We start from the raw sequence: 23,866 nt of genomic DNA, 5'->3' as shown, positions 1-23,866 counted from the left end.
TATGCCCAGGCGAAAATCATCTGGACATTATTTTGTCATCTCCCTTTATAAAGCCACGTAAAACCCCCGTCGTCAATTGCTGCGAAAACGGTTCAGCAAACGAATAAATGCGGGCAATTTACGAAATTTAATTCGCATTGCGTCAGATAAGAGATGCTAATGGGAATGTGACGGAGATCATGCGATTTGTTGGCCTCACCCTGACCCTCTCCCACTGGGAGAGGGGACTCTTCGGTGCGGTTTTAATGCCAGCAGAAGTGATGCACAACCTGGGTAATCAGTTCGCGGGTTGGCTTGATGAAGCGGGTTTCCAGATATTCATCCGGCTGGTGGGCCTGGTTGATGGAGCCGGGGCCCAGGACCAGCGTAGGGCAAAGCGTCTGAATAAACGGCGCTTCGGTGCAGTAGTTCACCACGTCGGTTTTCTCACCGAGCAGCTTTTCCACCACTTCAACCAGCTGATGATCCGGCGGGCATTCGTAACCCGGGATCGGCGGATGCAGTTCGGAGACCGTCAGGCGGCCCGGCCAGCGCTCGCTCACCGGAGCCAGCGCTTCATTCAGCAGGCCGTCGAGATCGCTCAGCGTCATGCCCGGCAGCGGGCGGATGTCCATATGCAGTTCGCAGCAGGCGCAGATACGGTTGGAGGCATCGCCGCCATGCAGGCTGCCGAGGTTCAGCGTCGGATACGGCACGGTGAACGCGTCGTAGTGGTAGCGCTCTTTCAGATCGTCGCGCAGGGTCATGATGCGGCCGATGGCGTCATGCATCAGCTCGATGGCGTTCACGCCGCGCGCCGGGTCGCTGGAGTGGCCGGACTGACCCAGCACGCGCACGGCCGTAGAGATATGGCCTTTATGCGCGCGGATCGGCTGCAGAGACGTCGGCTCGCCGATGATCGCGCAATCCGGGCGAATCGACGTGTTTTCAGAGAAGTAGCGCGCGCCCGCCATGCTGGTTTCTTCGTCGGCGGTCGCCAGGATGTAGAGCGGTTTTTTCAGCTTCGTCACGTCCACGTCACGCAGCGCGTCGAGGATAAAGGCGAAGAAGCCTTTCATGTCGGCGGTGCCCAGACCATAGAGCTTGTTGTCGTGCTCGGTCAGGGTGAACGGATCGCGCGTCCAGCGGCCATCGTCAAACGGCACGGTGTCGGTATGGCCGGCCAGCAGCAGGCCGCCCGCACCGGTTCCGGTGCTGGCGAGCAGGTTAAATTTGTGGCGTGTTCCGGGAACGGGTTGAACCTCAACGTTAAACCCAAGATCGCTAAACCAACCCGCCAGCAGATTGATTAAAGACTCATTGCTCTGATCCAGCGCTTCTTCCGTTGCGCTGATGGACGGAGTGGCAATCAGGGCGCGGTAGATCTCGATAAATGGCGGTAAGTTCATTTTCATTGTTGACACACCTTAGGTCGTGATAGTATCAATATTCATGCAATAAATGTGAATAAAAATACATTAACGTTGAGCATAAAGGAACCCGATGTTGAATACGCTGATTGTAGGCGCTAGCGGTTATGCGGGCGCAGAGCTTGTAAGCTACGTGAATCGCCATCCACATATGACCATAACCGCTTTGACCGTGTCAGCGCAAAGCAATGATGCAGGAAAGTTAATTTCCGATTTGCATCCGCAGCTTAAGGGTCTTGTCGATCTGCCGCTGCAGCCCATGTCTGACATCAGCGAGTTTACCGACGGCGTCGACGTGGTGTTTTTAGCCACCGCGCACGAGGTCAGCCACGACCTGGCGCCGCAGTTCCTGGCGGCTGGCTGCGTGGTCTTCGACCTTTCCGGCGCGTTCCGCGTGAACGACGGTGCGTTTTACGAAAAATATTACGGTTTCACCCATCAGCATCCGGATCTGCTGGAAAAAGCGGTGTACGGCCTGGCGGAGTGGAGCGCAGATAAACTGAAAGAAGCGGACCTGATTGCCGTTCCGGGCTGCTACCCGACGGCGGCGCAGCTTTCCCTGAAGCCGCTGATCGACGCAGGCCTGCTGGATCTGAGCCAGTGGCCGGTGATCAACGCCACTAGCGGCGTGAGCGGTGCAGGACGCAAGGCCGCTATCTCCAACAGCTTCTGCGAAGTGAGCCTTCAGCCGTATGGCGTGTTTAATCACCGTCATCACCCTGAAATCACGACGCATCTGGGCGCGGACGTCATTTTCACGCCGCATCTGGGCAGCTTCCCGCGCGGGATCCTCGAAACCATTACCTGCCGCCTGAAGCCGGGCGTGACCAAAGAGCAGGTGAACGAGGCCTTCACGCAGGCGTATGCGGATAAACCGCTGGTGCGCCTGTACGATAAAGGCGTGCCGGCGCTGAAAAACGTGGTCGGCCTGCCGTTCTGCGACATCGGCTTTGCCGTGCAGGGCGAGCATCTCATCGTTGTCGCCGCAGAAGATAACTTACTCAAAGGCGCTGCCGCACAGGCAATGCAGTGTGCAAATATTCGTTTCGGTTTCCCGGAAACGCAGGCTCTTATTTAAGGTGTGATGATGAACCCATTAATTATCAAACTCGGTGGTGTACTGCTGGACAGCGAAGAAGCGCTGGAGCGTCTGTTTACCGCGCTGGTGAACTATCGCGAATCACACCAGCGTCCGCTGGTGATTGTCCACGGCGGCGGCTGCGTGGTGGATGAGCTGATGAAAGGGCTCAACCTGCCGGTGAAAAAGAAGAACGGCCTGCGCGTCACGCCTGCTGACCAGATTGACATCATTACCGGTGCGCTGGCGGGTACGGCGAACAAAACGCTGCTGGCGTGGGCGAAGAAACACCACATCGCGTCCGTCGGCCTCTATCTGGGCGATGGCGACAGCGTAAAAGTGACCCAGCTCGACGAAGAGCTCGGCCACGTTGGACTGGCGCAGCCGGGTTCGCCTAAGCTGATTAACACGCTGCTGGAAGGAGGTTTCCTGCCGGTGGTGAGCTCTATCGGCGTGACCGAAGAGGGCGAGCTGATGAACGTCAACGCTGACCAGGCGGCGACGGCACTGGCGGCAACGCTGGGTGCGGATCTGATCCTGCTCTCCGACGTGAGCGGCATTCTGGACGGCAAAGGCCAGCGCATTGCGGAAATGACGGCTGAGAAAGCCGAGCAGCTGATTGCCCAGGGCATTATTACCGACGGCATGATCGTCAAAGTGAACGCCGCGCTGGATGCCGCACGCACGCTGGGCCGCCCGGTGGATATCGCCTCCTGGCGTCACGCGGAACAACTGCCGGCGCTGTTTAACGGCACGCCGATTGGCACGCGTATTCTGGCGTAATCGATTTAATGTTTTGTAGGCCCGGTAAGCGCAGCGCCACCGGGCAATGAAATTCAAAGATATTTAAGGAAGCATGTTATGGCACTTTGGGGTGGGCGTTTTACACAGGCAGCGGATCAGCGGTTCAAACAGTTCAACGACTCTTTGCGCTTCGACTACCGCCTGGCCGAGGAGGATATTGTCGGCTCTGTGGCCTGGTCCAGGGCGCTGGTGACGGTGGGCGTACTGACCGCAGATGAACAATTACAGCTGGAAGAAGCGCTGAACAATCTGCTGGAAGAGGTGCGTCTTAACCCGCAGCAGATCCTCGAAAGCGATGCTGAAGATATTCACAGCTGGGTGGAAGGTAAACTTATCGACAAAGTCGGCCAGCTGGGTAAAAAGCTGCATACCGGCCGCAGCCGTAACGACCAGGTTGCCACCGATCTTAAGCTGTGGTGCAAAGATACCGTTGGCGAACTGCTGGCGGCTAACCGTCAGCTGCAGAGCGCGCTGGTAGAGACCGCGCAGAACAACCAGGACGCGGTGATGCCGGGTTATACCCACCTGCAGCGCGCCCAACCGGTGACCTTCGCTCACTGGTGTCTGGCCTACGTCGAGATGCTGGCGCGTGACGAAAGCCGTCTGCAGGATACCCTGAAGCGTCTGGACGTCAGCCCGCTGGGCAGCGGCGCGCTGGCCGGTACGGCGTATGAAATCGACCGTGAACAGCTGGCAGGCTGGCTGGGCTTTGCTTCCGCCACCCGTAACAGCCTGGACAGCGTGTCCGACCGCGACCACGTGCTGGAGCTGCTCTCCAATGCGTCTATCGGAATGGTGCATCTGTCGCGCTTTGCCGAAGACCTGATCTTCTTTAACTCTGGCGAAGCGGGCTTCGTCGAGCTCTCCGACCGCGTGACCTCAGGCTCCTCCCTGATGCCGCAGAAGAAAAACCCGGACGCGCTGGAGCTGATCCGCGGCAAATGTGGCCGCGTGCAGGGCGCGCTGACCGGCATGATGATGACCCTGAAAGGGTTGCCGCTGGCGTATAACAAAGACATGCAGGAAGACAAAGAAGGGCTGTTCGACGCGCTCGACACCTGGCTGGACTGTCTGCATATGGGCGCCCTGGTGCTGGACGGCATTCAGGTGAAACGTCCGCGCTGCCAGGAAGCGGCGCAGCAGGGCTATGCGAACTCTACCGAACTGGCGGATTATCTGGTGGCGAAAGGCGTACCTTTCCGTGAAGCGCACCACATTGTGGGTGAAGCGGTGGTGGAAGCCATTCGTCAGGGTAAACCACTGGAAGATCTGGCGCTGGCCGACCTGCAGAAGTTCAGCGCGGTTATCGGGGATGATGTGTATCCGATCCTTGCGCTGCAGTCTTGCCTGGATAAACGTGCCGCGAAAGGCGGCGTGTCGCCGAAGCAGGTGGCGCAGGCGATAGCGGATGCGAAAAACCGGTTGGTTTGAACCGTGCGGGCTGGTGTCCTCACCCCGGCCCTCTCCCACGGGGAGAGGGAGCAAACACTAAAAATGGCAACTTCGGTTGCCATTTTGCTTTTATCCCCGGGCTTTTTTACGCAAAAAAAAAGCGGACCACGGGGTCCGCAAAAGTTCACGTTGGCTTTAGTTGTTCGAGTTTTGAGAGAAACTCGCTGACGGTGCGGGGACGTCAAGGGTCAAACACGTGCCGCCTCGTCTATGTGGTGTATTATTCAACAGAATGCTTGATAGGGATAATCGTTCGTTGCTATGCTATCTATCGCCATGAACTATCGTGGCGACGGAGGATGAATAATGAATATTCGTGATCTTGAATACCTGGTAGCGTTAGCCGAGCATCGTCACTTTCGCCGCGCGGCAGATTCCTGCCACGTCAGCCAGCCCACGCTGAGCGGTCAGATCCGCAAGCTGGAAGACGAGCTGGGCGTGATGCTGCTGGAGCGCACCAGTCGTAAGGTTCTGTTCACACAGGCAGGTCTTCTGCTGGTGGATCAGGCGCGCACCGTGCTGCGCGAGGTCAAAGTGCTCAAGGAAATGGCAAGCCAGCAGGGGGAGGCGATGTCCGGCCCGCTGCATATCGGCCTGATCCCAACCGTTGGCCCGTACCTGTTGCCGCACATCATTCCGATGCTGCACCAGACGTTCCCGAAACTCGAAATGTACCTGCATGAAGCGCAAACCCATCAGCTGCTGGCGCAGTTAGACAGCGGCAAGCTCGACTGCGCCATTCTGGCGCTGGTGAAAGAGAGTGAAGCCTTTATTGAAGTGCCGCTGTTCGATGAGCCGATGATGCTGGCGATCTATGAAGATCACCCGTGGGCGAACCGCGATCGCGTACCGATGGCCGATCTGGCCGGTGAAAAGCTGCTGATGCTGGAAGATGGCCACTGCCTGCGCGATCAGGCGATGGGCTTTTGCTTCGAAGCGGGTGCGGATGAGGATACCCATTTCCGCGCAACCAGCCTGGAAACGCTGCGTAATATGGTCGCGGCGGGAAGCGGTATTACGCTGCTGCCTGCGCTGGCCGTGCCGCGCGAGCGTAAGCGTGATGGCGTGGTTTATCTGCCGTGCATTAAGCCGGAGCCGCGTCGCACTATCGGCCTGGTGTATCGTCCGGGTTCACCGCTGCGCAGCCGCTATGAGCAGCTGGCAGAGGCCATCCGTGGTTCGATGGATGGCCATTTTGACAGCGCGTTAAAACAGGCGGTTTAAGCCGTTCAGCGCGGCTACCCGATAGGCTTCCGCCATGGTCGGGTAGTTAAAGGTGGTGTTAACGAAGTACTCAATGGTGTTACCACCGCCTTTCTGCTCCATTATCGCCTGGCCGATATGAATGATTTCCGCCGCGCGTTCACCAAAGCAGTGAATGCCGAGGATCTCTTTCGTTTCGCGATGGAACAGGATCTTCAGCGTTCCCACGCTCATCCCCACGATTTGCGCCCGCGCCAGATGTTTAAACTGGGCACGTCCCACCTCGTAAGGCACCTTCATTGACGTCAGCTGCTGCTCGGTTTTCCCGACTGAACTGATTTCCGGGATGGTATAGATCCCCGTCGGAATATCTTCGATCAGGTGCGCCGTCGCTTCGCCTTTTACCAGCGCCTGTGCGGCGATGCGTCCCTGGTCGTAAGCGGCTGAGGCCAGGCTTGGGTAGCCAATCACGTCGCCGACCGCGTAAACGTGCGGCAGGGCGGTCTGATACATGCTGTTGACCTTCAGCTGACCGCGGCTGTCGGTTTCAAGCCCGATATTTTCCAGCTGCAGTGAATCGGTGTTGCCGGTACGACCGTTGGCGTACAGCAGACAGTCTGCTTTCAGCTTCTTACCGGACTTCAGGTGCATGATCACCCCGTCGTCGCAGCCTTCGATCTTCTCGTACTCTTCGTTGTGGCGAATCACCACGCCGCTGTTCCAGAAGTGGTAGGAGAGAGAGTCCGACATCTCCTGATCCAGGAACGCCAGCAGGCGGTCACGAGTGTTGATCAGGTCAACTTTGACGTCCATTCCGCGGAAGATCGACGCATATTCGCAACCAATGACCCCTGCGCCATAGATAATGACGTGGCGAGGCTCATGGTGCAGGCTCAGAATCGAGTCGCTGTCGTAAACGCGCGGATGCGAGAAGTCCACGTCGGCCGGATGGTAAGGGCGTGAGCCGCAGGCGATCACAAATTTTTCAGCCGTGATGGTTTCAACCGAACCGTCGTGGCATTCGAGTGCCAGGGTGTGTTCATCCACAAAATGCGCGTTGCCCTGCAAAATTTCACAGTGATTACGCTCATAAAATCCCTGACGCATGCGTGTCTGCTGGTTAATAACGGTATCCGCGTGATTCAGGATGTCAGCAAAGGATGAACGAAGAAGTCGGGAGTGGTCGCTGTAAAGAGGGTTCTGGTTAAATTCGATAATGCGGCTAACGGCGTGGCGGAGGGCTTTCGAAGGGATGGTGCCCCAGTGGGTGCAACCGCCGCCGACATTATGGTAGCGCTCGATGACCGCTACTCTGGCTCCCTGTTTCACCAGACCCATAGCAGCACCTTCGCCGCCGGGGCCGGAACCAATAACTATTGCGTCGTAATCGTAGGAATGTGGCATGGTAAGGCTTACCTGTTCTTATACATAAAAGCAACAGAATCATAACATCATTGCCAGAGTAACCCAATTATCGTTGTGCTTTTTTCGGGCAGTGGAGCACAAACCGCACGTAAACAATCATTCACAAAGCCAGGCAAACAGATTAATTTTATTCTCTGGTATAGTGCCATCAGGCCTTTGGAAGGATTCAACTATCGTGATGGGCGTAAGAGCACAACAAAAAGAGAAAACCCGGCGTTCGCTGGTGGAAGCCGCATTCAGTCAACTGAGTGCTGAGCGGAGTTTTGCCAGTTTGAGCCTGCGCGAAGTCGCACGCGAGGCCGGGATTGCGCCAACGTCCTTCTATCGTCATTTCCGTGATGTGGATGAACTGGGCCTGACCATGGTCGACGAGAGCGGTCTGATGCTGCGCCAGCTGATGCGCCAGGCGCGTCAGCGTATCGCCAAAGGGGGTAGCGTGATCCGCACCTCCGTATCGACCTTTATGGAATTTATCGGCAATAACCCCAACGCGTTTCGTCTGCTTCTGCGCGAGCGTTCGGGCACATCGGCGGCGTTTCGTGCCGCCGTCGCGCGTGAAATTCAGCACTTCATCGCGGAACTTGCCGACTATCTTGAACTCGAAAACCATATGCCGCGTGCGTTTACTGAAGCACAGGCCGAGGCAATGGTGACGATTGTTTTCAGCGCGGGTGCCGAAGCGCTGGATGTCAGCATTGAACAACGCAAGCAGCTCGAAGAGCGACTGGTATTGCAGCTCAGGATGATCTCCAAAGGCGCGTACTACTGGTATCGCCGTGAACAAGAGAAACTGGCACATCAAACCGAAGAGTGAAGGTGAGTAATGAAACAGTCAGGTCAGGATAAAGGGACGCTGTTGCTGGCATTGATCGCTGGCTTATCCATTAATGGTACGTTTGCCGCTATTTTTAGCTCAATTGTTCCATTTTCGATTTTCCCGCTTATTGCGCTGGTGCTGACGGTTTACTGCCTGCATCAACGTTACCTGAACCGCACCATGCCGGTGGGGTTACCGGGGCTGGCCGCTGCCTGCTTTATTCTGGGCGTATTGCTGTATAGCACGGTGGTTCGCGCGGAGTATCCGGATATCGGCTCTAACTTCTTCCCTGCGGTACTGTCTGTGGCGCTGGTGTTCTGGATTGGCTCGCGCATGCGTAGCCGTAAGAGCCAGTTACCGGAGTAATGAATTTATTTGTAGGGCAGGTAAGCGAAGCGCCACCTGCCAAAAACGCCGGATGGCGCTACGCTTATCCGGCCTACAGATCACCGTGCGGTAAGTAAAACGCCGCACTCCATATGGTGCGTATACGGGAACTGATCGAACAGCGCCAGACGTTCAACCTTGTGCGTCTGGCCTAATGTTTCGAGGTTCTTGCACAGCGTCTCCGGGTTACAGGAGATGTACAAAATACGCGGGTACGCCTGCACCATCTTCTCGGTTTCGCTGTCCAGTCCACTGCGCGGCGGGTCGACAAAAATCGTCTCACACTGGTAGCTTTTCAAATCGATCCCTTCCAGGCGGTTAAACTGGCGTACGCCGTTCATGGCCTGCGTGAACTCTTCCGCGGCCATACGAACGATCTGCACGTTATCGATATGGTTAGCGGCGATGTTGTACTGCGCGGCAGCCACCGACGGCTTGGCGATTTCCGTTGCCAGAACGCGATCGAAATTACGCGCCAGCGCCAGCGAGAAGTTGCCGTTACCGCAGTAGAGCTCAAGCAGATCGCCCGTTGACCCTTCCGTCGCCTTCAGCGCCCACTCCAGCATCTGCACGTTCATCGCAGCGTTTGGCTGGGTAAAGCTGTTCTCGACCTGACGATACACCATCTCTTTACCTGCCACCGGCAGGCGCTCGTCGATGTAGTCCTGATCCAGCATGATTTTGGTTTTTGTCGCGCGGCCAATCAGGTGAACGTTGATGTTCTGCGCGCGCAGCGCATCGCGCAGCGCTTCTGCCTGCTCGCGCCACTCGTCATTGAGCGCTTTGTGGTACAGCAGGGAGACAATCGCCTGATTGCTTTGCGTGGTCAGGTAGTCAATCTGGAACAGCTTGTTACGCAGTACCGGATTGTTGCGCACGCCGTCCATTATCAGCGTCATCAACTGGTTAATGAGCTCGCTCGCCGCCGGAAAGCTGTCCACGCGAATACGGGACTTCGTCTGCTGATCGAAAATGATGTGGTACAGGTCGTCGCCGTCGTGCCAGATGCGGAACTCGGCGCGCATGCGGTAGTGGCTGACGGGAGAGCGGAACACCTCGGGAACGAGCGCGTTGAAAGGCGTCATCATACTTTGCAGGCGGACGACTTTCTCTGCCAGCTGCGCGTCGTACTGTTCTGTCGGGAGGTGTTCTGGGGTCATGATGCGTCCTGAATGATAAAGAATTACGCGGGGATTGTAGGCATTGTTCAGGGGATGTCCAGATTTAATGGGCAATAGCTGTCTGGACATCCATACGTGTCTAATTGTAGCATTCTGTTTCCGGTCTCCTGAGAGTGAAAAGGGAATCCAGTGTAAATCTGGAGCTGACGCGCAGCGGTAAAGTCTGGCGGGATGAGTGTTGTAGACACTGTGAAAATGGGAAGTCTTCATCCTTATATAGCCACCTAGCCCGAAGACCTGCCGGGATCACGTCGCATTTGGTTTCATCATCGCGTGCTATCGATGAGGCCTGCGGCATCCTTCTTATATTGTGGATGCTTTAACAATGATTAAAAAAGTATCGCTGTTGACGGCGTTGTCCGTCACGGCATTTTCGGGCTGGGCGCAGGATAGCGCCGACTCGTTGGTGGTGACGGCAAATCGTTTTGAACAACCTGAAAAAACTATTCTGGCTGCAACCTCCGTTGTTACGCGTGCCGATATTGACCGTTGGCAATCAACCTCAGTCCTTGATGTTATGCGTCGCCTGCCCGGCGTGGATACGGCGCAAAATGGCGGGATGGGGCAACTCTCTTCTCTCTTTATACGTGGCACCAACTCCAGCCATGTCCTGATCCTTGTTGATGGGATCCGCCTTAACCAGGCGGGCGTTACGGGGTCGTCCGATCTCAGCCAGTTCCCGATCTCCCTGGTGCAGCGTATCGAATATGTTCGTGGACCGCGTTCGGCGGTATACGGCTCGGACGCGATTGGCGGAGTCGTAAACATTATTACCACTCGCGCGAAGGACGGTACCACGCTGAATGCAGGTGTAGGGTCGCATGGTTACCAGAATTATGGCGGCAGTACTCAGCAAACATTGGGCGACAGCACGCGCGTCACGCTTGCGGGTGATTACACCTATACCAAAGGGTTTGATGTGGTTGCGGACGGCAACAATGGTGGCCTTGCCCAGACCGATCGCGACGGCTTTATGAATAAAACGCTCTATGGTGCAGTGGATCACGCATTCTCGGAGCAGTGGAGCGGATTTGTTCGCGGCTTTGGCTATAGCAACCGTACTGCCTACGACGGTTACTACAGTTCATTTACCCCTGACGTACTGGTCGATACCCGCCAGCTCTATAGTCAGACCTGGGATGCAGGATTGCGCTTCAACGATGACATCTTCCATTCACAGCTGCTCACCAGCTATAGTCACAGCAAGGACTATAACTACGACCCAAATTTGGGCCGCTACGATTCGACAGCCACACTGGATGAAATCAAGCAGTACAACGTCCAGTGGCTGAACTCCGTTGATGTTGGCCATGGAAACATTGGCGCGGGCGTTGACTGGCAGAAGCAGAGCACCGAGCCGGGTACAAACTACGTGACCAACGGCTACGACCTGCGTAACACCGGCGTTTACCTGACCGGGTTGCAGCAGTTTGGTGACTTCACTCTGGAAGGAGCGGTTCGCAGCGATGACAACTCTCAGTTCGGTCGCCATGGCACCTGGCAAAGTAGTGCGGCCTGGGAGTTCGTGGAGGGTTACCGCTTCGTTGCTTCTTATGGTACGGCCTATAAAGCACCGAATCTGGGTCAACTCTATGGTTTCTATGGCAATGACCATCTTGATCCCGAAGAGAGCAAGCAGTGGGAAGGTGCGTTTGAAGGCCTGACGGCCGGCGTGAGCTGGCGCGTCTCCGGCTACCGTAATGACGTCAATAATCTCATCGACTTCGATAATAACCTTCAGCAATATTACAACGTCGGTAAAGCGCGCATTAAAGGTGTGGAAGCGACAGCATCGTTTGATACGGGTCCGTTGACGCATACTGTTGGCTACGATTATGTGGATGCCCGCAATGCCGCAACCAACGAACTTCTGGACCGTCGTGCTAAACAGCAGGTGAAATATCAGCTCGACACGCAGATCTATGATTTCGACTGGAGCCTGACTTATCACTATCTCGGTACGCGTTACGACACTGACTTTGGTGCTTATCCGTCTGAGAAAGTAAAAATGGGCGGTGTCAGCCTGTGGGATGTCGCAGTTTCGTATCCTGTCACCTCACATCTCACAGTTCGTGGTAAAATAGCCAACCTGTTCGATAAAGATTACGAGACAGTTTATGGCTACCAAACTGCAGGACGGGAATACACCTTGTCTGGCAGCTACACCTTCTAATCCGCGTCCCACCGTGCTGGTGTTTGATTCCGGCGTCGGTGGGCTTTCGGTCTATGATGAGATTCGGCATCTCCTGCCGGATCTCCATTACATCTACGCCTTCGATAACGTCGCTTTCCCGTATGGGGAAAAGAGCGAAGATTTTATTGTTGAGCGTGTGGTTGAAATCGTCACCGCGGTACAAAAGCGCTATCCCCTTGCGCTGGCCGTCATCGCCTGTAATACGGCGAGCACCGTTTCTCTTCCCGCCCTGCGTGAAAAATTCCAGTTCCCGGTTGTGGGCGTCGTTCCTGCAATAAAGCCAGCCGCGCGCCTGACGGCGAACGGCATTGTGGGTCTGCTGGCAACGCGAGGCACGGTAAAGCGTCCTTATACCCGCGAACTGATCGACCGTTTTGCCAACGAATGCCAGATTGCGATGCTGGGTTCGGCTGAGCTGGTGGAGATGGCTGAAGCGAAGCTGCATGGAAAGGCGGTATCACTCGACGAGCTGCGTCGTATTCTTCGTCCGTGGCTGCGGATGCCAGAGCCTCCGGATACCGTTGTGCTGGGCTGTACTCACTTCCCGCTATTACAGGAAGAGCTATTAGAGGTATTGCCGGAGGGGACGCGCCTGGTGGATTCCGGTGCGGCTATCGCCCGTCGTACGGCCTGGCTGCTGGAGCATGAAGCGCCGGATGCGAAATCTACCGATGCGAATATCGCGTTTTGTATGGCCATCACGAAAGAGACTGAGCAACTTTTACCCGTTTTACGCCGTTATGGCTTTGAAACGCTCGAAAAACTGGCGCTGTAGCACGGTTTTGAGCAAAAAAGAGACGGTTGAAAGTTTTTTTTAAAAGAGGGGTTGTCAACGTCTGAGAACTCCCTATAATGCGCCTCCACTGACACGGAACAACGGCTTACAGGCCGCCGGGTTAGCGGGGTTCAGAGATGAACGCCGGCAGAGAAAAGCAAAAATAATCGCTTGACTCTGAATGAGGAAAACGTAATATACGGGACCTCGCAACGGTGAGCGAAAGCCGCGTTGCACTGCTCTTTAACAATTTATCAGACAATCTGTGTGGGCACTCAAAGTGACATGGATTCTTAACGTCGCAAGACGAAAAATGAATACCAAGTCTCTGAGTGAACATACGTAATTCATTACGAAGTTTAATTCACGAGCATCAAACTTAAATTGAAGAGTTTGATCATGGCTCAGATTGAACGCTGGCGGCAGGCCTAACACATGCAAGTCGAGCGGCAGCGGAAAGTAGCTTGCTACTTTGCCGGCGAGCGGCGGACGGGTGAGTAATGTCTGGGAAACTGCCTGATGGAGGGGGATAACTACTGGAAACGGTAGCTAATACCGCATAACGTCGCAAGACCAAAGAGGGGGACCTTCGGGCCTCTTGCCATCAGATGTGCCCAGATGGGATTAGCTAGTAGGTGGGGTAACGGCTCACCTAGGCGACGATCCCTAGCTGGTCTGAGAGGATGACCAGCCACACTGGAACTGAGACACGGTCCAGACTCCTACGGGAGGCAGCAGTGGGGAATATTGCACAATGGGCGCAAGCCTGATGCAGCCATGCCGCGTGTATGAAGAAGGCCTTCGGGTTGTAAAGTACTTTCAGCGGGGAGGAAGGTGTTGTGGTTAATAACCACAGCAATTGACGTTACCCGCAGAAGAAGCACCGGCTAACTCCGTGCCAGCAGCCGCGGTAATACGGAGGGTGCAAGCGTTAATCGGAATTACTGGGCGTAAAGCGCACGCAGGCGGTCTGTCAAGTCGGATGTGAAATCCCCGGGCTCAACCTGGGAACTGCATTCGAAACTGGCAGGCTAGAGTCTTGTAGAGGGGGGTAGAATTCCAGGTGTAGCGGTGAAATGCGTAGAGATCTGGAGGAATACCGGTGGCGAAGGCGGCCCCCTGGACAAAGACTGACGCTCAGGTGCGAAAGCGTGGGGAGCAAACAGGATTAGATACCCTGGTAGTCCACGCCGTAAACGATGTCGACTTGGAGGTTGTGCCCTTGAGGCGTGGCTTCCGGAGCTAACGCGTTAAGTCGACCGCCTGGGGAGTACGGCCGCAAGGTTAAAACTCAAATGAATTGACGGGGGCCCGCACAAGCGGTGGAGCATGTGGTTTAATTCGATGCAACGCGAAGAACCTTACCTACTCTTGACATCCAGAGAACTTTCCAGAGATGGATTGGTGCCTTCGGGAACTCTGAGACAGGTGCTGCATGGCTGTCGTCAGCTCGTGTTGTGAAATGTTGGGTTAAGTCCCGCAACGAGCGCAACCCTTATCCTTTGTTGCCAGCGGTTAGGCCGGGAACTCAAAGGAGACTGCCAGTGATAAACTGGAGGAAGGTGGGGATGACGTCAAGTCATCATGGCCCTTACGAGTAGGGCTACACACGTGCTACAATGGCGCATACAAAGAGAAGCGACCTCGCGAGAGCAAGCGGACCTCATAAAGTGCGTCGTAGTCCGGATTGGAGTCTGCAACTCGACTCCATGAAGTCGGAATCGCTAGTAATCGTAGATCAGAATGCTACGGTGAATACGTTCCCGGGCCTTGTACACACCGCCCGTCACACCATGGGAGTGGGTTGCAAAAGAAGTAGGTAGCTTAACCTTCGGGAGGGCGCTTACCACTTTGTGATTCATGACTGGGGTGAAGTCGTAACAAGGTAACCGTAGGGGAACCTGCGGTTGGATCACCTCCTTACCTTAAAGAACCTGCCTTTGTAGTGTCCACACAGATTGTCTGATGAAAAACAGCAGTAAAAATCTCTGCAGGCTTGTAGCTCAGGTGGTTAGAGCGCACCCCTGATAAGGGTGAGGTCGGTGGTTCAAGTCCACTCAGGCCTACCAAACTCCTTTTAAAGGATGAGCGGTACAGAGATTATAAACGATGGGGCTATAGCTCAGCTGGGAGAGCGCCTGCTTTGCACGCAGGAGGTCTGCGGTTCGATCCCGCATAGCTCCACCATCTTTTACTGCGAACACAAGAAAACTTCAGAGTGAACCTGAAAAGGTGCACTGCGAAGTTTTGCTCTTTAAAAATCTGGATCAAGCTGAAAATTGAAACGACACATCTTAATTGGTGTGTTCGAGTCTCTCAAATTTTCGCAATCAGAAGATGAAACATCTTCGGGTTGTGAGGTTAAGCGACTAAGCGTACACGGTGGATGCCCTGGCAGTCAGAGGCGATGAAGGACGTGCTAATCTGCGAAAAGCGCCGGCGAGGTGATATGAACCTTTGACCCGGCGATGTCCGAATGGGGAAACCCAGTGTGATTCGTCACACTATCGTTAACTGAATACATAGGTTAACGAGGCGAACCGGGGGAACTGAAACATCTAAGTACCCCGAGGAAAAGAAATCAACCGAGATTCCCCCAGTAGCGGCGAGCGAACGGGGAGCAGCCCAGAGTCTGAATCAGCTTGTGTGTTAGTGGAAGCGTCTGGAAAGTCGCACGGAACAGGGTGACAGTCCCGTACACGAAAGCACACAGGTTGTGAACTCGAAGAGTAGGGCGGGACACGTGGTATCCTGTCTGAATATGGGGGGACCATCCTCCAAGGCTAAATACTCCTGACTGACCGATAGTGAACCAGTACCGTGAGGGAAAGGCGAAAAGAACCCCGGCGAGGGGAGTGAAAAAGAACCTGAAACCGTGTACGTACAAGCAGTGGGAGCACCCTTGTGGTGTGACTGCGTACCTTTTGTATAATGGGTCAGCGACTTATATTCTGTAGCAAGGTTAACCGTATAGGGGAGCCGAAGGGAAACCGAGTCTTAACTGGGCGTTAAGTTGCAGGGTATAGACCCGAAACCCGGTGATCTAGCCATGGGCAGGTTGAAGGTTGGGTAACACTAACTGGAGGACCGAACCGACTAATGTTGAAAAATTAGCGGATGACTTGTGGCTGGGGGTGAAAGGCCAATCAAACCGGGAGATAGCTGGTTCTCCCCGAAAGCTATTTAGGTAGCGCCTCGTGAACTCATCTTCGGGGGTAGAGCACTGTTTCGGCTAGGGGGCCATCCCGGCTTACCAACCCGATGCAAACTACGAATACCGAAGAATGTTATCACGGGAGACACACGGCGGGTGCTAACGTCCGTCGTGAAGAGGGAAACAACCCAGACCGCCAGCTAAGGTCCCAAAGTCATGGTTAAGTGGGAAACGATGTGGGAAGGCACAGACAGCCAGGATGTTGGCTTAGAAGCAGCCATCATTTAAAGAAAGCGTAATAGCTCACTGGTCGAGTCGGCCTGCGCGGAAGATGTAACGGGGCTAAACCATGCACCGAAGCTGCGGCAGCGACGCTTATGCGTTGTTGGGTAGGGGAGCGTTCTGTAAGCCGTTGAAGGTGTGCTGTGAGGCATGCTGGAGGTATCAGAAGTGCGAATGCTGACATAAGTAACGATAAAGCGGGTGAAAAGCCCGCTCGCCGGAAGACCAAGGGTTCCTGTCCAACGTTAATCGGGGCAGGGTGAGTCGACCCCTAAGGCGAGGCCGAAAGGCGTAGTCGATGGGAAACAGGTTAATATTCCTGTACTTGGTGTTACTGCGAAGGGGGGACGGAGAAGGCTATGTTAGCCGGGCGACGGTTGTCCCGGTTTAAGCATGTAGGCGGAGGTTCCAGGTAAATCCGGTACCTTTTAACGCTGAGGTGTGATGACGAGGCACTACGGTGCTGAAGTAACAAATGCCCTGCTTCCAGGAAAAGCCTCTAAGCATCAGGTAACATCAAATCGTACCCCAAACCGACACAGGTGGTCAGGTAGAGAATACCAAGGCGCTTGAGAGAACTCGGGTGAAGGAACTAGGCAAAATGGTGCCGTAACTTCGGGAGAAGGCACGCTGATATGTAGGTGAAGCCCCTGCGGGTGGAGCTGAAATCAGTCGAAGATACCAGCTGGCTGCAACTGTTTATTAAAAACACAGCACTGTGCAAACACGAAAGTGGACGTATACGGTGTGACGCCTGCCCGGTGCCGGAAGGTTAATTGATGGGGTTAGCGGCAACGCGAAGCTCTTGATCGAAGCCCCGGTAAACGGCGGCCGTAACTATAACGGTCCTAAGGTAGCGAAATTCCTTGTCGGGTAAGTTCCGACCTGCACGAATGGCGTAATGATGGCCAGGCTGTCTCCACCCGAGACTCAGTGAAATTGAACTCGCTGTGAAGATGCAGTGTACCCGCGGCAAGACGGAAAGACCCCGTGAACCTTTACTATAGCTTGACACTGAACACTGGTCCTTGATGTGTAGGATAGGTGGGAGGCTTTGAAGCGTGGACGCCAGTCTGCGTGGAGCCGACCTTGAAATACCACCCTTTAATGGCTGGTGTTCTAACGTAGACCCGTAATCCGGGTTGCGGACAGTGTCTGGTGGGTAGTTTGACTGGGGCGGTCTCCTCCCAAAGAGTAACGGAGGAGCACGAAGGTTAGCTAATCCTGGTCGGACATCAGGAGGTTAGTGCAATGGCATAAGCTAGCTTGACTGCGAGAGTGACGGCTCGAGCAGGTGCGAAAGCAGGTCATAGTGATCCGGTGGTTCTGAATGGAAGGGCCATCGCTCAACGGATAAAAGGTACTCCGGGGATAACAGGCTGATACCGCCCAAGAGTTCATATCGACGGCGGTGTTTGGCACCTCGATGTCGGCTCATCACATCCTGGGGCTGAAGTAGGTCCCAAGGGTATGGCTGTTCGCCATTTAAAGTGGTACGCGAGCTGGGTTTAGAACGTCGTGAGACAGTTCGGTCCCTATCTGCCGTGGGCGCTGGAGAATTGAGGGGGGCTGCTCCTAGTACGAGAGGACCGGAGTGGACGCATCACTGGTGTTCGGGTTGTCATGCCAATGGCACTGCCCGGTAGCTAAATGCGGAAAAGATAAGTGCTGAAAGCATCTAAGCACGAAACTTGCCCCGAGATGAGTTCTCCCTGACCCTTTAAGGGTCCTGAAGGAACGTTGAAGACTACGACGTTGATAGGTCGGGTGTGTAAGCGCAGCGATGCGTTGAGCTAACCGATACTAATGAACCGTGAGGCTTAACCTTACAACGCCGAAGCTGTTTCGGCGAAGAGACAGACACGATTTTCAGCCTGATACAGATTAAACAGAATTTGCCTGGCGGCTTTAGCGCGGTGGTCCCACCTGACCCCATGCCGAACTCAGAAGTGAAACGCCGTAGCGCCGATGGTAGTGTGGGGTCTCCCCATGTGAGAGTAGGGAACTGCCAGGCATCAAATTAAGTAGTAAGCCGGTGCATAAATCCGGTGGTTACAGCAGTCTTCGGTGGAGCGGTAGTTCAGTCGGTTAGAATACCTGCCTGTCACGCAGGGGGTCGCGGGTTCGAGTCCCGTCCGTTCCGCCACTTATTAAGACATTAAGCCTGCCTTGTTGGCAGGCTTAATGGCAAAAAACTTTAGGGGCGTAGCTCAGTTGGTAGAGCACCGGTCTCCAAAACCGGGTGTCGCGAGTTCGAGTCTCTCCGCCCCTGCCATATAGAATCCTTTGCTTCGGCAAAGGATTTTTTTTGCCTGAAATACGGCAGAAAATTCTCTTCTTAATTTCAGCCAGCATCCCTGCTGGCTGATGCATCAATCCATTACATTGATTTTTAAAAGATCTTTTATCTGTGATTGCTTATCACTGTTTTGCAGCCAAATTGCATACAGCGGCCTGGTAAGCGTGGTGGAATCCATCACGGTGTGCAGCCCTGCTTTAGCGTCTGCCCAGCGAACAGGTAACCAGGTACAACCTTTCAGCAGGGACAGCTGCTGACAGGCGATCTCTGCCGAGCTGGTCGTTAACTGCGGAACATCATCAGGTGCAATCAGTCCCGTTTCGTGCTGCTGAAAATCTGGTCCCCATTCCAGGCGTAAATAGGTCAGGTCTGCCTTCATCATCGAAGGTTCGGACGCATAAAGTGCCAGGCCAAACTGGCCCACAATCTGGCTGCTAAATTCGTCCATCTTGGGGGCTTCGGTTGTGATCAGAAGATCAAGCTGGCGCTCATGAAGTTGCTTAACAAGCGACTGCCGTTGCGCAATTCTGGCCTCAAATTGCAGGTGGCCATGTGAATGATACAGTCGGGTAAGCCACTGACTTAGCATGCATTCCCACAGAGAAGCGCTTGCCCCTATCGAGAATTCATTATGCCTCGAAGTATGTGCCACCTCTTTACGTGCTGCCTGCCAGGTATTCATGAGCGTTTCTGCATACGGCAGCAGTTTCTCACCGGCAGGCGTTAAGCGAATATTGTTGCGATGGCGGGTAAAAAGATTCACACCCAGTTGATTTTCCAGCTGTCGAATACGAAAACTGACTGCTGACTGCGTCAGGTAAAGGGCTTCAGCTGCTCGCCCAAAGTGGCGTGTTCTGCTCACTTCAAGGAAAGTTTTAAGCAATTCCGTATCCACATCTTTCTCCGCAAAATTATTTGTCGTTATGATTTAAATGTTTTGTTTTACACTCTGTCAAGCGTAACTAATACTCCGCGCCATAAATAGCTCGGCCAAAGAATTAGGAGCGTGTAGGATGGCGGAAAGCTTTACGACGACTAATCGTTTTTTCGACAATAAACATTATCCGCGCGGGTTCTCTCGTCACGGCGATTTCACCATCAAAGAAGCTCAACTGCTTGAGCGCCATGGTTATGCCTTTAACGAGCTGGATCTGGGGAAGCGTGAACCTGCTACCGAAGACGAGAAACAGTTTGTTTCTGTTTGCCGTGGTGAGCGTGAGCCGGAGTCAGAAGCGGAACGTGTATGGATCAAGTACATGGCGCGAATTAAGCGTCCAAAGCGCTTCCATACGCTGTCTGGCGGCAAGCCGCAGATGGAAGGTGCAGAAGACTACACCGAGTCTGATGACTAAAATGAAGAGAAGGGGCTACGGCCCCTTTTTTTATGCCAGCAATTTCTGCAAATGCAGCAGCAAACGATCGATAGCGCGGTAGCTCAGCGCCTCCTGCAAATGTTTCCTCTCAATGTCAGTGCACCCCTCTACGTCAGCAATAGTTCTGGCCACCTTCAGCAAACGCTGCCACGCACGTATGGACAGCCCGAACCGCGTTAACGTCTCTTCCAGCCATCCCGCATCCTCAACGTTAAGTGAACAAAACTGCCGGATCCCGGCATTATCCAGCCGTGCATTCAGCCTGTTCTGACGAGCGTACTGCCGTGTCTGGGCTGCAATCACCCGTTCGCGTACCTCCGCTGAGCTTTCACCCGTTATGCCCGTTTGCCTGAGCAGACCCGGCGGGGGAAGGGGAATTTCGAGGGATAAATCGAAACGGTCGAGGAACGGGCCGGATAACTTACCCAGATAGCGCAACGTTTGCTCTGGTGTACAGCGGTTATGGTTGCCCTGGTAGTGACCCGTCGGGCTGGGATTCATCGCCGCGACCAGCTGAAACTGTGCGGGATAGCTTATTTTGGCTCTCGTGCGTGAGATATGTATCTCACCGGATTCAATGGGCTCCCTCAGTGCATCCAGCACACGGCGCTCAAATTCAGGCAGTTCATCAAGAAACAGAATGCCATTGTGTGCCAGCGAGATCTCTCCCGGCCCCGGAATCGCCCCGCCGCCGACCATTGCCGTCAGTGAAGCGCTATGATGCGGGGAACGAAAAGGACGACGGCGCCACTGTTTTTGCAACGACGTCGAACTGATAAGGCTATATATGGCGGCACTTTCCAGCGCTTCATGATTATTGAGCGGTGGAAGTAACCCACTCAACCTGCTTGCCAGCATGGTTTTACCCGTACCTGGCGGGCCAATTAACAGAAGATTGTGTCCACCTGCCGCCGTAATCTCCAGCGCCCGTTTCCCTTGCTCCTGTCCCATAATCTCGCTGAGATCCTCTGGTGCATCCGCTATAACATCATCACACTCCTCCGGCTCGGACAGTTCATGCCGCCCTTCCAGCCAGGCACAAACTTCCTGTAAATGCCCGGCGATGAGACACCCCTTCTCGGCGATAAGACTCACTTCTGATGCGTTTTCATTGGCGACAATGATTTGCCGCCCTGCTCGTATGGCTTCCAGCGCTCCCGATATCGCACCGGGAACGCCTCTTAATGCGCCTGTGAGCGCGAGTTCGCCAACGAACTCATACGAGCCTAGCCGTGTCGTATTAAGCTGCTCAGAAGCCGCGAGAAGGGCAATTGCGATAGGTAAATCGTATCGTCCCCCCTCTTTAGGCAGATCGGCGGGGGCAAGGTTGATGGTGATCTTCTTCGCGGGGAAGGTATAACCGCTATTTATTATTGCGCTGCGAACGCGATCCCTGGCCTCTTTAACCGTCGTTTCAGGTAACCCGACAAGCGTGAGTCCAGGTAGCCCATTGCTCAAATGAACCTCGACGGAAATAAGCGGTGCCTTTACCCCGAGAGCCGCACGCGTATAAACAACTGACAGTGACATTTGCACTACCTCCTGGTGTGACTATGCCAGCGCCTATTTTGTCTGTTTAGCGTCATTTTGCGAATTTACGCCGCCTGTTCAGAGATTTTAAACACACAATGAAACCCTTTCATAACCGTGGAAGCCTCCTCGCAGAATATAAAAAGCCCCGTTTTGACGCTTAAAACCGCAGTAAAAAAATGAAAAATATTCATTTTCTAATTTCCGTATATAAAACAACGGTTTTAAGAAATATGATTCGCGGCCTAATCAAATCCGTCATAAATAAATCTTGTGTTTGATTTAAAAACTGTGATAACTCTTTAGGTATTCCTTCGAACAAGATGCAAAAAGAACTGAAAATGACAGCCCTTCTACGAGTGATTAGCCTGGTCGTGATTAGCGTGGTGGTGATTATTATCCCACCGTGCGGGGCTGCACTTGGACGAGGAAAGGCTTAGAAATCAAGCCTTAACGAACTAAGACCCCCGCACCGAAAGGTCCGGGGGTTTTTTTATGACTAAAAAACGTAAATGAGGAGCAGAGAATGACGACTAGCACAAAATTCTGTTTCTCCCGATTTATGACGGGGAACTAACTATGAATGGGGCACAGTGGGTAGTACATGCGTTGCGCGCGCAGGGAGTCGAAACCGTATTCGGTTATCCGGGTGGCGCAATTATGCCGATTTACGATGCACTGTATGACGGCGGCGTGGAACATCTCTTGTGCCGACACGAGCAGGGCGCAGCGATGGCAGCCATTGGCTACGCCCGCGCGACCGGTAAAACCGGCGTGTGTATGGCGACTTCAGGCCCGGGCGCAACGAACCTGATCACCGGCCTGGCTGACGCGCTGCTGGATTCCGTTCCCGTTGTCGCCATCACCGGGCAGGTGGCGTCTCCGTTCATCGGTACCGATGCTTTCCAGGAAGTTGACGTCCTCGGTTTATCGCTGGCCTGCACCAAACACAGCTTCCTCGTCCAGTCTCTGGAAGAGCTGCCGCGCGTAATGGCAGAAGCGTTCGATGTGGCAAACTCCGGTCGTCCCGGTCCGGTTCTGGTTGATATCCCGAAAGATATCCAGGTGGCACTCGGCGATCTGGAACCGCACTTCTCTACCGTTGAAAGCGACGATGCCTTTCCGGAAGCGGAAGTTGAAGAGGCCCGTCAGATGCTGGCCCAGGCGAAACAGCCGATGCTGTACGTCGGCGGTGGCGTAGGCATGGCGCAGGCCGTTCCTGCCCTGCGCGAATTTATCGCAACAACGCAGATGCCAGCGACCTGCACGCTGAAAGGTCTCGGTGCAGTCGACGCGGATTACCCCTACTATCTGGGCATGCTGGGGATGCACGGCACCAAAGCGGCAAACCTGGCGGTGCAGGAGTGCGATCTGCTCATCGCTGTAGGGGCCCGTTTTGACGACCGCGTTACCGGCAAGCTGAATACCTTTGCGCCGAACGCCAAAGTCATTCATATGGATATCGACCCGGCGGAGATGAACAAGCTGCGTCAGGCGCATGTCGCCTTGCAGGGCGATCTCAACGCGCTGTTACCGGCATTGCAGCAGCCGCTGGATATCAGCGCATGGCGTCAGCACACCGCAGACATGCGCGCCGAGCACGCCTGGCGTTACGACCATCCCGGCGAGGCCATCTACGCGCCGCTGCTGTTGAAGCAGTTGTCCGACCGTAAACCGGCTGACAGCGTCGTCACTACCGACGTAGGCCAGCACCAGATGTGGTCCGCGCAGCACATGACCTACACCCGTCCGGAAAACTTCATCACCTCCAGCGGGTTAGGGACGATGGGCTTCGGTCTGCCGGCAGCCGTTGGCGCGCAGGTTGCCCGCCCGAACGATACCGTTATCTGTATCTCCGGTGACGGCTCCTTCATGATGAACGTTCAGGAGCTCGGCACCGTTAAGCGCAAGCAGTTGCCGCTGAAGATCGTGTTGCTCGACAACCAGCGTTTAGGGATGGTTCGCCAGTGGCAACAGCTGTTCTTCCAGGAGCGCTACAGCGAAACGACTCTCACCGATAACCCCGATTTCCTCACCCTGGCCAGCGCCTTCGGCATCCCTGGTCAGCACATCACCCGTAAAGATCAGGTTGAAGCGGCGCTCGACACCATGCTGAACAGCGATGGGCCTTACCTGCTTCATGTCTCAATCGACGAACTCGAGAACGTCTGGCCGTTGGTACCGCCTGGTGCCAGTAACTCACAAATGATGGAGAAATTATCATGATGCAGCATCAGGTCGCCGTACAGGCTCGCTTCAACCCGGAAACCTTAGAACGCGTTTTGCGTGTGGTGCGTCATCGTGGTTTTCAGATTTGCTCTATGAATATGGAGACGGCCACTGACGCCCGGAATATCAGTATCGAATTAACCGTTGCCAGCCCGCGGTCGGTCGACTTACTGTTTAGTCAGTTATCAAAGCTGGTAGACGTTGCCCATGTTGCCATCTGCCAGAGCACAACCACATCACAACAAATCCGCGCTTAAGCGTGACAGGACGAAAA

18 protein-coding genes, 4 tRNA genes, 3 rRNA genes and 1 riboswitch are annotated in these 23,866 nt (G+C 54.6%); of the genes, 20 read left to right on the top strand and 5 right to left on the bottom strand.

Annotated features, from left to right (window positions below; all coding sequences use genetic code 11):
- Positions 1-242: 242 nt before the first annotated feature.
- Positions 243-1,394: an acetylornithine deacetylase gene (gene argE / locus LBF07_RS10860; RefSeq protein ID WP_023309677.1), complete on the bottom strand. Its 1,152-nt coding sequence runs from the start codon at positions 1,392-1,394 to the stop codon at positions 243-245.
- Between the two features lie 88 nt (positions 1,395-1,482).
- Between argE and argC the strand changes: the two genes are divergently transcribed.
- From argC to oxyR, 4 genes are all read left to right on the top strand, one after another.
- Positions 1,483-2,487 carry an N-acetyl-gamma-glutamyl-phosphate reductase gene (argC, locus tag LBF07_RS10855; protein ID WP_032662767.1) on the top strand — a complete coding sequence of 335 codons (1,005 nt, stop codon included), beginning with the start codon at positions 1,483-1,485 and terminating at the stop codon, positions 2,485-2,487.
- A 6-nt stretch (positions 2,488-2,493) separates the two neighbouring features.
- Positions 2,494-3,270, top strand: coding sequence for an acetylglutamate kinase (gene argB / locus LBF07_RS10850; protein ID WP_090420882.1), 777 nt, complete (start codon positions 2,494-2,496; stop codon positions 3,268-3,270).
- A 78-nt stretch (positions 3,271-3,348) separates the two neighbouring features.
- Positions 3,349-4,722: an argininosuccinate lyase gene (gene argH, locus LBF07_RS10845; RefSeq protein WP_094935296.1), complete on the top strand. Its 1,374-nt coding sequence runs from the start codon at positions 3,349-3,351 to the stop codon at positions 4,720-4,722.
- Between the two features lie 327 nt (positions 4,723-5,049).
- Positions 5,050-5,967, top strand: coding sequence for a DNA-binding transcriptional regulator OxyR (oxyR, locus tag LBF07_RS10840; protein ID WP_023309664.1), 918 nt, complete (start codon positions 5,050-5,052; stop codon positions 5,965-5,967).
- On the opposite strand, the gene sthA is transcribed toward oxyR, so the two are convergent.
- The gene (sthA, locus tag LBF07_RS10835; RefSeq protein ID WP_008501785.1) at positions 5,950-7,350 is read right to left on the bottom strand and encodes a Si-specific NAD(P)(+) transhydrogenase; all 1,401 of its coding nucleotides are present in this window, start codon (positions 7,348-7,350) and stop codon (positions 5,950-5,952) included. The two genes, oxyR and sthA, sit on opposite strands and share 18 nt — an antisense overlap.
- A 196-nt stretch (positions 7,351-7,546) precedes the next feature.
- Here sthA and fabR point away from each other — a divergent pair, with 196 nt between their 5' ends.
- Positions 7,547-8,185, top strand: a complete 639-nt coding sequence (gene fabR, locus LBF07_RS10830; RefSeq protein ID WP_008501784.1) for an HTH-type transcriptional repressor FabR — start codon at positions 7,547-7,549, stop codon at positions 8,183-8,185.
- Positions 8,186-8,194: 9 nt separating this feature from the next.
- Complete coding sequence (locus LBF07_RS10825; protein ID WP_008501783.1) at positions 8,195-8,554, top strand: YijD family membrane protein; 360 nt, start codon at positions 8,195-8,197, stop codon at positions 8,552-8,554.
- A gap of 80 nt (positions 8,555-8,634) precedes the next feature.
- On the opposite strand, the gene trmA is transcribed toward LBF07_RS10825, so the two are convergent.
- Positions 8,635-9,735, bottom strand: a complete 1,101-nt coding sequence (trmA, locus tag LBF07_RS10820) for a tRNA (uridine(54)-C5)-methyltransferase TrmA (RefSeq protein WP_094935297.1) — start codon at positions 9,733-9,735, stop codon at positions 8,635-8,637.
- Positions 9,736-9,839: 104 nt separating this feature from the next.
- Positions 9,840-10,016, top strand: a riboswitch (cobalamin riboswitch).
- A gap of 65 nt (positions 10,017-10,081) precedes the next feature.
- On the opposite strand from trmA, the gene btuB reads away from it, so the two are divergent.
- From btuB to LBF07_RS10775, 9 genes are all read left to right on the top strand, one after another.
- A complete protein-coding gene (gene btuB, locus LBF07_RS10815; RefSeq protein WP_094935298.1) occupies positions 10,082-11,929 on the top strand; it encodes a TonB-dependent vitamin B12 receptor BtuB in 1,848 nt (615 codons plus the stop codon).
- A complete protein-coding gene (gene murI, locus LBF07_RS10810; protein WP_023309660.1) occupies positions 11,874-12,725 on the top strand; it encodes a glutamate racemase in 852 nt (283 codons plus the stop codon). Before btuB ends, murI begins: the two co-directional genes overlap by 56 nt.
- A gap of 381 nt (positions 12,726-13,106) precedes the next feature.
- A 16S ribosomal RNA gene (locus LBF07_RS10805) occupies positions 13,107-14,648 on the top strand.
- Between the two features lie 69 nt (positions 14,649-14,717).
- A tRNA-Ile gene (locus LBF07_RS10800) sits at positions 14,718-14,794 on the top strand.
- A 42-nt stretch (positions 14,795-14,836) separates the two neighbouring features.
- Positions 14,837-14,912, top strand: a tRNA-Ala gene (locus tag LBF07_RS10795).
- A 172-nt stretch (positions 14,913-15,084) separates the two neighbouring features.
- Positions 15,085-17,989: ribosomal RNA gene (locus LBF07_RS10790) — 23S ribosomal RNA — on the top strand.
- A gap of 70 nt (positions 17,990-18,059) precedes the next feature.
- Positions 18,060-18,175 (top strand): 5S ribosomal RNA (gene rrf / locus LBF07_RS10785).
- The 16S, 23S and 5S rRNA genes sit together here with 4 tRNA genes alongside, the layout of an rRNA operon.
- Positions 18,176-18,230: 55 nt before the next feature.
- Positions 18,231-18,307, top strand: a tRNA-Asp gene (locus LBF07_RS10780).
- Positions 18,308-18,360: 53 nt separating this feature from the next.
- Positions 18,361-18,436, top strand: a tRNA-Trp gene (locus LBF07_RS10775).
- A gap of 97 nt (positions 18,437-18,533) precedes the next feature.
- Here the strand turns inward: LBF07_RS10775 and hdfR are convergent.
- A complete protein-coding gene (hdfR, locus tag LBF07_RS10770; protein ID WP_094935534.1) occupies positions 18,534-19,355 on the bottom strand; it encodes an HTH-type transcriptional regulator HdfR in 822 nt (273 codons plus the stop codon).
- A 118-nt stretch (positions 19,356-19,473) separates the two neighbouring features.
- On the opposite strand from hdfR, the gene LBF07_RS10765 reads away from it, so the two are divergent.
- The gene (locus LBF07_RS10765; RefSeq protein ID WP_023309658.1) at positions 19,474-19,812 is read left to right on the top strand and encodes a DUF413 domain-containing protein; all 339 of its coding nucleotides are present in this window, start codon (positions 19,474-19,476) and stop codon (positions 19,810-19,812) included.
- Between the two features lie 30 nt (positions 19,813-19,842).
- On the opposite strand, the gene LBF07_RS10760 is transcribed toward LBF07_RS10765, so the two are convergent.
- Complete coding sequence (locus LBF07_RS10760) at positions 19,843-21,363, bottom strand: YifB family Mg chelatase-like AAA ATPase (protein ID WP_048975639.1); 1,521 nt, start codon at positions 21,361-21,363, stop codon at positions 19,843-19,845.
- A gap of 341 nt (positions 21,364-21,704) precedes the next feature.
- Between LBF07_RS10760 and ilvL the strand changes: the two genes are divergently transcribed.
- The 4 genes from ilvL (at position 21,705) to ilvM (ending at position 23,849) form a co-directional block, all read left to right on the top strand.
- A complete protein-coding gene (ilvL, locus tag LBF07_RS10755) occupies positions 21,705-21,803 on the top strand; it encodes an ilv operon leader peptide (RefSeq protein ID WP_001311244.1) in 99 nt (32 codons plus the stop codon).
- An 86-nt stretch (positions 21,804-21,889) separates the two neighbouring features.
- Positions 21,890-21,940, top strand: a complete 51-nt coding sequence (ilvX, locus tag LBF07_RS10750) for a peptide IlvX (protein WP_166792073.1) — start codon at positions 21,890-21,892, stop codon at positions 21,938-21,940.
- 2 nt (positions 21,941-21,942) lie between these two features.
- Entirely contained in the window at positions 21,943-23,589 is a 1,647-nt protein-coding gene (gene ilvG, locus LBF07_RS10745; RefSeq protein WP_064673098.1) for an acetolactate synthase 2 catalytic subunit, read from the top strand.
- A complete protein-coding gene (ilvM, locus tag LBF07_RS10740; RefSeq protein WP_024907956.1) occupies positions 23,586-23,849 on the top strand; it encodes an acetolactate synthase 2 small subunit in 264 nt (87 codons plus the stop codon). Before ilvG ends, ilvM begins: the two co-directional genes overlap by 4 nt.
- Positions 23,850-23,866: the final 17 nt, after the last annotated feature.

This window comes from Enterobacter cloacae complex sp. ECL352 (genome assembly GCF_020149545.1).
Lineage (GTDB): Bacteria > Pseudomonadota > Gammaproteobacteria > Enterobacterales > Enterobacteriaceae > Enterobacter > Enterobacter asburiae_B.
Note: the sequence above shows the minus strand (reverse complement) of the source record. Positions and strands in the feature narration are given on the sequence as shown.